Origin of the sequence: Pseudoalteromonas sp. SG43-7 (assembly GCF_014164295.1) — a bacterium.
Taxonomy (GTDB): domain Bacteria; phylum Pseudomonadota; class Gammaproteobacteria; order Enterobacterales; family Alteromonadaceae; genus Pseudoalteromonas; species Pseudoalteromonas rhizosphaerae.
The window spans coordinates 1-11,395 of sequence record NZ_JACJEY010000088.1; the positions used below are offsets into that span (position 1 = coordinate 1).

The window sequence follows — 11,395 nt, forward strand, 5'->3', positions numbered from 1 at the left end:
GGTCAGGAAAGTCACGAGATTGGTCAATGATAAACGAAGTAAATTTGAATCCTGAGAAAAAAGAAGAAATGCGGGCGGCATAAAATTTAACTTGAGGCGACAACTAACTTGAAAAACTCCGTTATTAGGTGTTCATTATACTTGGAGGTCATATGGGTTATAAATTCTGGATTATGAGGGCGCTTAAAGTTTTTATCGGAGTGTTAATTTTACTTTTTATTGTTCAATTACTTAAGCAGCACACTATCGAAGACTCTATTATATTTGCAGTTACATGGTCATTTATAACAACATCGGTATTTATTGGTTCAAGAATCTATCAATCCCGTAAAGGTGTAGAATGCGCTCTTTGCAATGACACACCCGACTCAGGTAATAAAAACACCTAACACATATGAGCCTTAACTCATTCAATAGGCACTAGTATTTTCTTTGACCGTTTTTATACAGTGACGGTCAATTCTAAATCAACTCTAATTCGATAAACAAATTCGTTTACTTCGTCTGTCGATGCGGCTGTTAAGCAAGTAGCTTACGGCAAACACATATAGAGGCGCTTTTATAGCAGCCAGGTTTTTCCCCATATCCTTTTGGGGTCGCTGGGGCACTACGACCAAATGGATTTAGAAGGTAGAGCAAAGCAGTATGCCAGAGCCGAGACATTCATCGGTTAACTTCATCATGGCACTACTCAAGAGGGCTGGTTTCATCAATCGAATATGTCAGTCTAGTTTCGTCTAATTTTAATCTACATGCTCGTTAGCTGTGTTTCCAAAATTGCTTACTCAGTGCTACTATAGTGATACATTTTTATGGAGGTTATTATGAGAGTAGAGTTAGTAACAACATTGAAACGCCAAGCGACGAAAATATTATCTGAACTGCATTTAACTAAAGAGCCCGTATTAATCACCGAACATGGGCAACCGTCAGCGTATCTTGTTGATGTTGATGACTTCGAATTCATGCAAAAACGTATGCAAATCCTTGAGGCATTAGCTAAAGGCGAGCAGGCAATAAGTAGAGGAGAAACTACGTCTAATATTGAAGCTAAAGAGAAAATGAATAAATGGCTGAAATAATCTGGACAAATCCTGCTCTGGAAGATCTAAACGATATCGCTGAATATATTGCATTGAGTAACTTGCTGTCAGCTAAAAAGTTGGTGGCGAAAATCTTTGCTAAAGTTGAACGCCTTGAAGAGTTCCCTGAATCAGGGAAAACACCGATTGAACTATCAAATCTGAATTACCGTGAAGTGATAGTTAATCCTTGTCGTATATTTTACAAAATAGACAATGATAAGGTTTTTATTTTACACATAATGAGACAAGAGCGTGATTTACGTAAGTTCTTGTTGCAAATGTAGCTTACACTAATCGGGTAGCCTGAGCTCTTTCAACATCACCCATATGCGCTTTTTATTTACAGTAAGTGCAGTGGGCGGTTCACCTCCTGTAATCACGATGTACTGATAAGGCTAGGCACTTACCACCTAAAATAAGCCACTCAAACACCTGCAAAAATGCCAATTAAAACAACACCAAGCCCTCTTTTTATTTTTTACGTGAAAGTCAGTTGTCAATTGAATCAAAATAGGAACTCGGCTATGGTTAATGCATCAATAAAAATAAATTAAAAACGAGTTATTTTGCAGGCTCGTTATAAGCCAAGGGGGCAAAGTGGAAATCAAGTACTGGTTCATTATTTTAGCAGTAGTAGCTCTATTAAATTTAGTTGTATCTATTTACTTGGCAAAGAGAGATGATTTAGAGGTTTTTCAAAAAGCAGCTCAAATTATTCTTGTTTGGTTAATTCCAATATTTGCTGCTATTGGATTATGGTTATTTCACAGGTCACAAGATGTTCCTCCTCGTTTATCAAAGCCTTTAGGTGGTGGCTCAAGTAGCAGTTCAAATATCACAGGTAGCGGTGATTAAAATGCTAATAACAAGCAATTAGGATCGGCAACGTCCGTTCATGACACTCTGTCGCCATAATAATTCTTACAGGTCAAAAGACTGCTATTTTAATTTAAGTCGACTTAGCTACGGCTAACTTAACCAATTGTAGTTATATTAAAAAACATGCTTGACTTAAATTAACGGCACTTTTATTTTTTCGTTGCTCGTTGCTCGTTGCTCGTTGCTCTAGCAGCTTTTTATTTATTCGGGTATCATTTGCGCAACTTTGATTATCAGTTGCTATTTATGACCACGTTAAGTGCTAAGGAAAATATTCAAGCCATTGTTAAGGCTATTAAAGCTGAAGAAGCTAAGCTTCGTCAAAAGCACCCGTTATTAGCCCATCAAAATACTATCGGGATGGCTATTTTATTATTATCACTCAGTGCGTTAATTGGGGTTGGTGCGCTTTATTACTTTGCTATTATCCCCGCGTGGTTATGTATTATTTTAGCTGCTATTGCTGCGTCAATTTCCCACGAGCTTGAACACGACCTGATCCATAAACAGTATTTTAGTAACCAGCCTTTTCTACATAACTTTATGATGCTAACAGTGTGGCTAATGCGCCCAAATACTATTAGCCCATGGTATCGCCGTAAAATGCATTTACATCATCATAAAGTGTCGGGTACTGAGCAAGACTTAGAAGAGCGCTTAGTGGGTAATGGCATTAAAAAGCCATTGTTACGGGCGTTGGTAATTGTTGATGGCTTACTCGGCTTGTTGATTAACGCTAAACGTTTTAGTAAGGAAATCAAAGGGTTTAGCTTTTTTAAGGTATTTAACGCAGGGTTTCCGGTTACCACAGCGTACTTTGCTATTTTATATAGCGTAATTGTGTTCCATTTAGTTGATTTATTTACCCCACTTGCGGCTAATTCGCCGGCGTTGTTGCTGGACATTATGGCGGTGTTTGAGTTTTTAATGGTGGTGTTGATTGTGCCTAATATTGTGCGTTCAAGTTCATTAAATTTTGTGACTTCATCAATGCATTACTATGGCGGCGTTAATAACATGCTGGAGCAAACGCATGTTTTAACGAGTCGCTTGTTCGCACCGTTTAACTTGTTTTGTTTTAACTTTGGCCATACCCATACGATCCACCATTTTGTGCCGAATCAACCGTTTTATTTACGCCAAATGATCAGCAAGAAAGTACTTGAGGTAATGAAAAAACACGGTGTTCGCTTTAACGATTTTGCTAGCATCAAACAAGCAAATCGCTATCAAGCTTCTTAATATCAAGATACAAATTACTAATTGACCTCAAGTTAAGTTAAGGTTTTAAAGTCGTTATCTAACTCAATATTTAGGTAACGACTATGAACCTTAATCAAATCACTTTACCTGTCTGTGACATCGAAAAAGCAAATCAATTTTACCTGGCCATGGGCTTTACACAAATTGTAAAAACGGATCATTACTCACGCTTTGAGTGCCCTAATAAAGCTACATTTTCTTTATTATTAACCGATGATGTGTTTAGTAATGGCGCGGTTATATATTTTGAAAGCGCAGAACTAGAAAAGTGGGTCGCCTCCTTAAAAGCTAAGGGCTTTGAGTTTGAATCAGTGATCACCGTGCAGCGTTATTTATGGCGAGAAGCGGTGTTAAAAGACCCATCAGGCAATAAAATTAAACTTTATTGGGCGGGGTGTAATCGGCTGAATCCATCATGGCGAGTTGAAGTTACAGATTGATCGTATTCTTGCTATGTCGGGTATAAAGATATTTTGTAGAAGAGTCTGTTATGTTTGATAGTAGCCAAGTGTCTAGAATTATCGAGATGGCATGGGAAGATCGCACGCCATTTGAAGCCATTGAAAACCTTTATGGTTTAAATCATTCCCAGTTAGTTAGTTTTATGCGCGACAATATCTCATCGGGTTCGTTTAAAGTCTGGCGCAAGCGCCATGCTGGCCGTACAACAAAACATTTAAAATTACGCAATCCCGCTATTATGCGCAGCCACTGTAAAACCCAGTATAAAAACCGTTAATGACCTAAACGTTTGTTGAAAATACAAGGGAAGTTGGCGTAAAGTGATACCACTTTAGTTAGTTAAAATTCTATGTAGGGATCTTAAATGCAAATTACCGGACGTTGTCATTGTGGTGAGGTTACTTACCATGCTGAAGTTGATGAAAATAAAGTAATAAATTGTCATTGTACTGATTGCCAAATTATCGCAAGTTCCCCATTTCGCACTGTGGTTATATCACATCCTAACGCGGTTACGTTTACTGCAGCTGCGCCGAAAGAATATATAAAAACAGCCGAAAGTGGTAATAAGCGTGCACAGGGATTTTGTGGTAATTGCGGCACCTCTTTGTATGCAACGTCAGTCGGTGATGGCGATAAAATTTATGGCCTACGTATTGGGGCTATTGAGCAGCGTGAGCAACTTATTCCTAAAGCACAAATTTGGTGTCGTTCAAGCCCATCTTGGTTAAAAGAGCTAAACACTATAACTGGCTTTGATACTGTGCCTTAAGCGTCTAATTTCGTAATGTATATTACTACTATGCGCGCTCTAACAATTTTGCAAAAGATAAATTAGCGCGCATTGCTACGTTTATATCTGCTTTAATAGCCAGTGAATTGATCACGGCATTTATGTGTGCTGCTTCAAATTGCGAATCAAGACATGTAACTAAATGGGCTTGAAGCAGAGCTTGAAAATTATCTTCCACTGCCAATGCCCCCAGCTTTATTGCCAAGTAACAGTGATGAGAAAGCCTGCTTTGGGCGCTGTTTATTTTAGTCGTGGATAGGTGTTCAATTTCTTGCTCAACCAATGCTGTACGATTTGGCTGTCTTTGCAAACATATTTGTTTTAGCACGTTTAGGCTATTTAACGACCGAGGGACACCAATGTAGGTAACCATATAAGAAAATGCACTATTAAGCTCATCAATGGTATGTCCTTTATCTAAGGCTTCGTTCAACAAGTTTTTTAGACGATATAACTCCCCCATTGCTGCAAGTGCGGCAATAGCTGCAACAAACGGGTATTTTGTGTGGTTATTTACTTTAAGCATAATGTCTCTTTAAAAATTAAATTGTTAAAAAGCAAAAATATCGCAGTAGGTAAGCTTTACCTTAGGCTGCTTAATTTGCTGTTTAAAATAGTGCGTAGAGAAGTGAATTATTTGGGTTTTTATAGTGATAACCTGTCAGCGCATTAATATGCCTGAGCGAATATTTATTATTACTGATAATGGCTAAATGTGTTTGTTAAAACCAATGTGTTTTTTGCCTAAAACAACAGATCGTGATTGTTTTTAATATTTATGAGTGTGCTTAGTGCTAAGCTTTGATTAAAGTATGATGAGATCAAATTAAAACGCGATGACTAGTAAACAGACCTTAACCGAATCCGTGTTAGCAATTGCTACACACGATGGTATTTTTAACACTCAGATAGATGCGCTTAAATTAGTACGTCGCAGCAATGTGTCTGAGCCTATGCCATGTGTTTATGGGCTTGGTTTAGGCATTACTGTGCAAGGTGGCAAGCGTGTTATCTTGGGCGAAGATATTTATGATTATGCAGAAGGACAAACATTAGTTGCCTCTGTTGATGTGCCAGTTGTAAGCCATATTACTTCAGCGTCTATACAACGACCTTTTTTAGGGTTGCACTTATGTATCGACAGTAAAGTTTTAGGTCAAGCAGTTGCTAATATGGATTTTTCATCTCAAGATCATGTAGCTCGTCAATGTGCTATGTCGGTAGTCGATGCTGATGAGGGGCTTTTAGATGCTATAAATAGGCTGATTAAATTATTAAACGAGCCTAAGCTGCTTTTGCAACTCGCCCCTTTAATCCAAGAGGAGATTGTTTTTCGGTTATTACAAAGCCCACATAGTTATCAATTAAGGCAAATAGTAACCGCAGGATCCGCTAGTCAAAAAATAGCTAAAATTTTATATTGGTTAAAACAAAATTATAAAGATGATTTTTCGATAGTTGACTTAGCTGTTGAGGCGCATATGAGTGAATCAACGTTTCGCCAGCACTTTCGAGAAGTGACTAAACTCAGCCCTTTGCAATATATCAAGAATTTACGTTTACAAGAGGCGAGGCAATTAATGCTGAATCAGCGCCTTGATGCGAATACGGCTGCTTTGCAAGTGGGCTATGAAAGCGCCTCACAATTTAGCCGAGAGTACACCCGATTTTTTGGTCGTCCTCCTCTTAAAGATATAAATGCATTGCGTTTAAGCAATGCATTTATTTAGGCATGTAGTTAGGTATTGCTGTCACTTCTCATGGTGATATTACGTCCACCTAAATAACCAAATACGGCGCACAATGCACTCGCAAAAGCACATAACCATAAGGTGGTTGTCCAATTGCCAAAGTAGCTATGTAATGAGCCTGCGATAATCGGCCCAGAGGCGGCAAGTAAATAGCCCAAGCACTGTGCCATGCCTGAAAGTGATGTAGCCTGACGGGTGTCATGAGTACGTAAGCTAATAAACGATAAACCTAAAATAAAGCAGGCGCCTGAGCAAAATCCTAAGGTGACTGCCCACAAAGAGGCAAACTCAGGTAAATAGAGCAGCCCAAGTGAGCATGTTGCGGCTATTAGTGCTAACAAGCTGGTTAAAATACGTTGATCTTTAAGCTTTGCCAGCAGTGGTATTAAGATAATGCCAGGCACTGCAGACGCTACTTGAAAGGCACCTTGTAGCGCACCCGCATGCTGAGCTGTATGGCCACCTTCAAGCAAAATGCTCGGCAACCAACTAATCATAATATAGGTAAAAAATGAATTTAATCCCAGCAGTAAGGTAATCTGCCACGCAAGCGCCTCGTGCCATACTTTGTTGGTGTTGACACTCGCCAGTAGATCTTTTGTTGGCTTAGTATGAAGTTTTAACTGTGGTAGCCAAATAACAATACTCACTAGGGTAAGTAAGCCATAACAAGCAAGGGCTAATTGCCAGCCGATACTTTTATATTCAGCCAGCGGAATAATAAGCGCGGCATAACTACCACCAAAAATTCCCATCGCTAGTACGTAAGTAGAGGTCATCACTGCCACTTTATGCGGGAAGTCGCGTTTAATTAAGCTCGGTAACAGTACGTTACCAATTGCGATACCGATGCCAATGACTGCTGTACCTAAGTAAAGCATTGGCATAGAGTCAATTAGCCGCGAAGCCAAGCCCAAACCAATCAGAATAAGCGCAATAAACAGTGATATTTCTAAGCCTTGTTTTTTAGCAAGACTTGCCGCCATCGGGCTGGCTAAAGCAAAGGCAATTAACGGCAGTGTTGTGAGCATACCGGCTTGCGAAGGGCTTAAGTTAAAGGTCAAAATTATTTGCTCAAGCACAGGAGCAATCCCTGTAACCGGTGCGCGTAAGTTAGCGGCAATAAAGATAATGCCTAAAATTAAAATAGCAGAAGAAAAAGCAGTTCTTTTAATGGCAGTCGAGTTCAAAACTAAAATCATCAATAAGAAAGAGGGAGCGCAATTATAACTCAGCACTCGTAACGTAGATATTAAATGGGACGAATAGATGCTCATTAAAAAATAATTAACCCCACTTTTTATAGTCATCCGTTAATAACCTTACTAATTACGAATTTAATAGATAACAAGGTGACTTTATGAATAACAAGATTACTAATGCCCAGCAGGTTAATTTACGTTTAACTATGTTGAGCCTTGCGGTGATAGTTAGCTTAACTGGCTGTGAGCAAAGTGCGCCACATGAGGTTGATAAACAACAAAGCCAAGTAAACAACGCGGCGCCAATTAATCAAACCGATGAGCAGCAATTGGAGCTGCAAGCTCAAAAAATACAGATGCAACATGCCGTAAGATATACGGCAATGCCACAAGGAATGATGCATGAAAGCGTTGCTATGCCGCGCTCTGAATTACAGTTACAGCCGATGCCACGGACTCCAATTGATGATGTAGTCGTAGTGTCAGAGCAAGAACGTGAAAACTATTTGAAATCCCAGCAAAACCCAGTAAAACAAGTTGGTACTGAACCGGTTTCAACCTTTTCAATTGATGTTGATACGGGCAGTTACAGCAATACTCGGCGTATGCTCAATGTGGGGAAATTACCACCTAATGACGCAGTTCGTGAAGAAGCTTTTATTAATTATTTTGACTACGATTACAGTGCACCCAATAGCATAGCTACACCTTTTAATGTTCATACCGAGATGGCAACAGCTCCTTGGAATGAGCATCGGCAACTGTTAAAAATTGGCATTAAAGGTTTTGAGATTGAAAAAGCCGATTTAAAGGCAGCGAATTTAGTGTTTTTACTGGATGTATCTGGCTCTATGAATGCACCAAATAAGTTACCCTTATTAAAAACCAGTTTAACCATGTTAACTAAACAATTAGATGAAAATGATTCAGTTGCCATTGTCGTGTATGCCGGTGCCGCAGGCGTGGTTTTGCCAGCAACGAAAGGCAATGATCAACAAACTATCAGCGCCGCGTTAGATAAACTGGCAGCAGGCGGCTCAACTAATGGCGAGCAAGGTATTGAACTGGCTTATCAAATTGCGGCCGAAAATTTTAAAAAAGGAGGTATTAATCGGGTGATTTTAGCCACTGATGGCGACTTTAATGTGGGCACCCAATCAATCGATAAACTCAAAGAGCTGGTGGCATCTAAGCGCAAGACGGGGATTGCCTTAACTACTTTGGGATTTGGCCAAGGTAATTATAATGATGGCCTAATGGAGCAACTGGCAAATATAGGTAACGGCCAGCATGCTTACATAGATAACATAAACGAAGCACGCAAAGTACTGGTCGATGAACTCAGCAGTACCATGCAAATTATTGCCAAAGACGTAAAAATTCAAGTGGAATTCAATCCACAGCAGGTGGCTGAATATCGTTTAATTGGTTATCAAAATCGCGTACTCGCTAATGAAGATTTTAATAACGATAAGGTCGATGCCGCAGAGTTAGGGGCAGGGCATAGCGTGACTGCGCTGTATGAAATAACCTTAGCCAACTCTGATCATAAACAAATTGATGAGCTGCGTTACCAATCTAAAGAAGACAAAAAACTGGCTACCAGCAATGAACTCGCCTTTGTAAAAGTGCGTTATAAACAGCCTGACGCTGAGCAAAGTAAGTTGATCACTCAAGCTGTTGCAACACCTAAAGGTGAGCTGCCTTTATCGCAAGCCAGCCAAGACTTTAAATTTGCCGCCGCAGTGGCTGGTTTTGCGCAGTTATTAAAAGGTGCAAAATATACCGGAGACTGGCAGTATGAAGATTGCGCTAAATTAGCAACCGCTAACAAAGGCATAGACACATTTGGCTATCGTAGTGAGTTTGTGCAACTCGTTAATAATGCTGCGGCACTGTGATACCAATCAACTTAAATATTTAGCCATTCTAGCGTGCTAAATAAAGCGCTAACTGTGTTATAAATTTCTCAAATAGAACAACTATATGTCAAAGTTTATGCCTTGTTATCACTCTATTTATATGTCGCTATAAATGACTAATAACTTAACACGATTGGTATGATTTAAGTAAAGGACGTTATGACAGAACTAGCTGATGAGCAATTAATGTTGAGTTATGGACAAGGTGATGTACAGGCTTTTACCCAGCTGTACCTGCGCCATAAAAATAGCTTATATCGTTATTTTTTACGCCAGTGCGCAAGCCCGCAAGTAGCTGAAGAGCTCTATCAAGAAGTCTGGAATAAGCTGATAAAAGCGCGCTCACAGTATCAAGTGAGCGCTAAATTTACCACTTGGTTGTATCGTATTGCGCACAATGAATTGATTGATCATTACCGCCGTACTGGTACGCAAAACAAATGGTTAGACGGTGATAATCAAGGCATTGAAATTGCCGAATTTGCTGATCATAACAGTCGACCAGATACTGAAAAGCTCGAGCAGGCTCAGCAAGCAGTTAAAAGTGTGCCTAGCGCAATTACCACGTGAGCAAAAAGAGGCGTTTTTACTTAAACACGAAGCTGATTTTACCCTCAAAGAAATTGCCGAACTAGTTGTAGAAACAACTGAAAATATCAAAAGCCGCATCCGTTACGCGCTAGCCAAGCTAAAGCAATGTATCAAGTATAAAATGGAGACTAACAATGAGCGATAAGTTAACCGATCATGATATTGCTTCACTTTATAAACGTGGTGCAACGGAGCAACCAAGCTTACAACTTGATGAGCAAATATTAAAACGCGCAGCTGATGAGGTTGCAGATAATAACGTAACCAATATTAATAAGCGCAAACGCTTTTACCAAACGTGGTATGGGCAATTATCTACTGCGGCATCACTGGTGTTAGTCGCGGTTTTATATATGCAAAATACTACTCAGTATCTTAAGCCGTCAGAGGCAATGAATGATCTACAAATTTTAGCCGATGAACAGACTGCTTTAGCACCTGCAGCCTCGCCTGAAATGATGCAAAGCGAAGTGCTAGAACAAAAGCAGCTAGAGCAATTAAAGCAAACTCAAAGGCTTCAACGCAGTACACAGTCTTACATGGCAGGACGGCAATTTGAGCCGCAAAGCATGACCGCTAAAAGTGAAGTATTATTAGAGCTTGAAGTGATCACCGAAGACGTTGCGAATAAATTTAAGCGTATAGATACACTTATTGCTGATGGTGAAACAACCGCCGCTAAAGCTCAGCTTGCTGAGTTATTAGTAGCGCACCCAGAACTCAAGGTGCACTTAACTGAGCAGTATAAACAGCTATTACAGTAAAAAGTAATCTAGTTATGTTCGCTATATAGCTATATTTTTTGTTTTATACTACCATGTTCGCTATATGGCGAGTTTTTGGTGGCTGCGATGAATAGAATAGAAATAGGAAAAGCGCTTGCTCAGGCGCGAAAAGAAAAACAACTAACACAACGAGAAGTGCAAAAATTGACGAACATTAATAAAAGCACACTATCTGAAATTGAAAACGGTAAATTTACAGGATCATTGGATATCCTTGAGCGTTATACTCATTATTTAGATTATGAGCTAGCTGTAGTACCAAGAACTTTGTCTAAATCACGGTTACCTCGTTGGGATGAATTAAACGATCTTTTTAGTGAGGATAGCTAGTGACGGCTTTTAACCTACCTGAAAAAGTACAAAAGTTGACAGTGTGTATAGATGACAAAGAGCTGGGTGTGCTAACTCATGATGCAATACACGATTATAAGCAAACGCAAAATGAGTTTAATCTATCATTAACTATGACTGAAAAAGGCATGGATGATAGTTATCGATCTGGTGCATTGCATCCTATTTTTGCGCAAAATTTGCCTGAAGTGTTACCAGCAATGCAAAAATGATCCACTTCAACAATTGAAATCTGATCCAGTTAACTTAACACTGGTGCTTTTGGATAAGCACCATGATTTCAAAAGAAGAGTTCATGAAAATAAAAGTCT

The 11,395-nt window shown here is 39.4% G+C and carries 16 protein-coding genes; 14 read left to right on the forward strand and 2 right to left on the reverse strand.

Annotation, left to right across the window (positions count from 1 at the left end):
• Positions 1-824: 824 nt before the first annotated feature.
• From H5200_RS22005 to H5200_RS22035, 7 genes are all read left to right on the forward strand, one after another.
• Entirely contained in the window at positions 825-1,082 is a 258-nt protein-coding gene (locus H5200_RS22005) for a type II toxin-antitoxin system Phd/YefM family antitoxin (protein ID WP_149981240.1), read from the forward strand.
• Positions 1,070-1,369 (forward strand): type II toxin-antitoxin system RelE/ParE family toxin, encoded by a 300-nt coding sequence (locus H5200_RS22010; RefSeq protein WP_145241241.1) that lies wholly within the window; start codon positions 1,070-1,072, stop codon positions 1,367-1,369. The genes H5200_RS22005 and H5200_RS22010 overlap by 13 nt, the downstream gene beginning before the upstream one ends.
• Positions 1,370-1,682: 313 nt before the next feature.
• On the forward strand, positions 1,683-1,940 hold the full coding sequence (locus tag H5200_RS22015; RefSeq protein ID WP_145241238.1) for a hypothetical protein: 258 nt from the start codon (positions 1,683-1,685) through the stop codon (positions 1,938-1,940).
• A gap of 270 nt (positions 1,941-2,210) precedes the next feature.
• Positions 2,211-3,206: a fatty acid desaturase gene (locus H5200_RS22020; RefSeq protein WP_149981415.1), complete on the forward strand. Its 996-nt coding sequence runs from the start codon at positions 2,211-2,213 to the stop codon at positions 3,204-3,206.
• 83 nt (positions 3,207-3,289) lie between these two features.
• Positions 3,290-3,667 (forward strand): VOC family protein, encoded by a 378-nt coding sequence (locus H5200_RS22025; protein ID WP_182718282.1) that lies wholly within the window; start codon positions 3,290-3,292, stop codon positions 3,665-3,667.
• Between the two features lie 50 nt (positions 3,668-3,717).
• A complete protein-coding gene (locus H5200_RS22030) occupies positions 3,718-3,966 on the forward strand; it encodes a TIGR03643 family protein (RefSeq protein WP_145241233.1) in 249 nt (82 codons plus the stop codon).
• Positions 3,967-4,053: 87 nt separating this feature from the next.
• Positions 4,054-4,461 (forward strand): GFA family protein, encoded by a 408-nt coding sequence (locus tag H5200_RS22035; protein WP_182718283.1) that lies wholly within the window; start codon positions 4,054-4,056, stop codon positions 4,459-4,461.
• A 28-nt stretch (positions 4,462-4,489) separates the two neighbouring features.
• Here the strand turns inward: H5200_RS22035 and H5200_RS22040 are convergent, their stop codons facing one another.
• Entirely contained in the window at positions 4,490-5,008 is a 519-nt protein-coding gene (locus H5200_RS22040) for a carboxymuconolactone decarboxylase family protein (RefSeq protein ID WP_182718284.1), read from the reverse strand.
• Between the two features lie 310 nt (positions 5,009-5,318).
• Here H5200_RS22040 and H5200_RS22045 point away from each other — a divergent pair, with 310 nt between their 5' ends.
• Positions 5,319-6,212, forward strand: a complete 894-nt coding sequence (locus H5200_RS22045; protein ID WP_182739799.1) for an AraC family transcriptional regulator — start codon at positions 5,319-5,321, stop codon at positions 6,210-6,212.
• 8 nt (positions 6,213-6,220) lie between these two features.
• On the opposite strand, the gene H5200_RS22050 is transcribed toward H5200_RS22045, so the two are convergent.
• Complete coding sequence (locus H5200_RS22050; RefSeq protein WP_182739805.1) at positions 6,221-7,435, reverse strand: MFS transporter; 1,215 nt, start codon at positions 7,433-7,435, stop codon at positions 6,221-6,223.
• Positions 7,436-7,593: 158 nt separating this feature from the next.
• On the opposite strand from H5200_RS22050, the gene H5200_RS22055 reads away from it, so the two are divergent.
• From H5200_RS22055 to H5200_RS22080, 6 genes are all read left to right on the forward strand, one after another.
• A complete protein-coding gene (locus H5200_RS22055; protein WP_259399260.1) occupies positions 7,594-9,336 on the forward strand; it encodes a VWA domain-containing protein in 1,743 nt (580 codons plus the stop codon).
• Positions 9,337-9,516: 180 nt separating this feature from the next.
• Complete coding sequence (locus H5200_RS22060; protein ID WP_182762639.1) at positions 9,517-9,927, forward strand: sigma-70 family RNA polymerase sigma factor; 411 nt, start codon at positions 9,517-9,519, stop codon at positions 9,925-9,927.
• A complete protein-coding gene (locus tag H5200_RS22065) occupies positions 9,902-10,093 on the forward strand; it encodes a sigma factor-like helix-turn-helix DNA-binding protein (protein ID WP_182762641.1) in 192 nt (63 codons plus the stop codon). The genes H5200_RS22060 and H5200_RS22065 overlap by 26 nt, the downstream gene beginning before the upstream one ends.
• Positions 10,083-10,712, forward strand: a complete 630-nt coding sequence (locus H5200_RS22070) for a hypothetical protein (protein ID WP_182762643.1) — start codon at positions 10,083-10,085, stop codon at positions 10,710-10,712. The genes H5200_RS22065 and H5200_RS22070 overlap by 11 nt, the downstream gene beginning before the upstream one ends.
• Before the next feature lie 87 nt (positions 10,713-10,799).
• The gene (locus H5200_RS22075) at positions 10,800-11,063 is read left to right on the forward strand and encodes a helix-turn-helix domain-containing protein (RefSeq protein ID WP_145241219.1); all 264 of its coding nucleotides are present in this window, start codon (positions 10,800-10,802) and stop codon (positions 11,061-11,063) included.
• Positions 11,063-11,296 (forward strand): HipA N-terminal domain-containing protein, encoded by a 234-nt coding sequence (locus tag H5200_RS22080; protein ID WP_182762645.1) that lies wholly within the window; start codon positions 11,063-11,065, stop codon positions 11,294-11,296. The genes H5200_RS22075 and H5200_RS22080 overlap by 1 nt, the downstream gene beginning before the upstream one ends.
• Positions 11,297-11,395: the final 99 nt, after the last annotated feature.

What these genes read in the sequence shown, in the direction of transcription:
- H5200_RS22005 (WP_149981240.1), top strand. Translation starts at nt 825, where the DNA reads ATGAGAGTAGAGTTAGTAACAACATTGAAACGCCAAGCGACGAAAATA.
- H5200_RS22010 (WP_145241241.1), top strand. Translation starts at nt 1,070, where the DNA reads ATGGCTGAAATAATCTGGACAAATCCTGCTCTGGAAGATCTAAACGAT.
- H5200_RS22020 (WP_149981415.1), top strand. Translation starts at nt 2,211, where the DNA reads ATGACCACGTTAAGTGCTAAGGAAAATATTCAAGCCATTGTTAAGGCT.
- H5200_RS22025 (WP_182718282.1), top strand. Translation starts at nt 3,290, where the DNA reads ATGAACCTTAATCAAATCACTTTACCTGTCTGTGACATCGAAAAAGCA.
- H5200_RS22030 (WP_145241233.1), top strand. Translation starts at nt 3,718, where the DNA reads ATGTTTGATAGTAGCCAAGTGTCTAGAATTATCGAGATGGCATGGGAA.
- H5200_RS22035 (WP_182718283.1), top strand. Translation starts at nt 4,054, where the DNA reads ATGCAAATTACCGGACGTTGTCATTGTGGTGAGGTTACTTACCATGCT.
- H5200_RS22040 (WP_182718284.1), bottom strand. Translation starts at nt 5,008, where the DNA reads ATGCTTAAAGTAAATAACCACACAAAATACCCGTTTGTTGCAGCTATT.
- H5200_RS22045 (WP_182739799.1), top strand. Translation starts at nt 5,319, where the DNA reads ATGACTAGTAAACAGACCTTAACCGAATCCGTGTTAGCAATTGCTACA.
- H5200_RS22050 (WP_182739805.1), bottom strand. Translation starts at nt 7,435, where the DNA reads ATGATTTTAGTTTTGAACTCGACTGCCATTAAAAGAACTGCTTTTTCT.
- H5200_RS22055 (WP_259399260.1), top strand. Translation starts at nt 7,594, where the DNA reads ATGAATAACAAGATTACTAATGCCCAGCAGGTTAATTTACGTTTAACT.
- H5200_RS22060 (WP_182762639.1), top strand. Translation starts at nt 9,517, where the DNA reads ATGACAGAACTAGCTGATGAGCAATTAATGTTGAGTTATGGACAAGGT.
- H5200_RS22070 (WP_182762643.1), top strand. Translation starts at nt 10,083, where the DNA reads ATGAGCGATAAGTTAACCGATCATGATATTGCTTCACTTTATAAACGT.
- H5200_RS22075 (WP_145241219.1), top strand. Translation starts at nt 10,800, where the DNA reads ATGAATAGAATAGAAATAGGAAAAGCGCTTGCTCAGGCGCGAAAAGAA.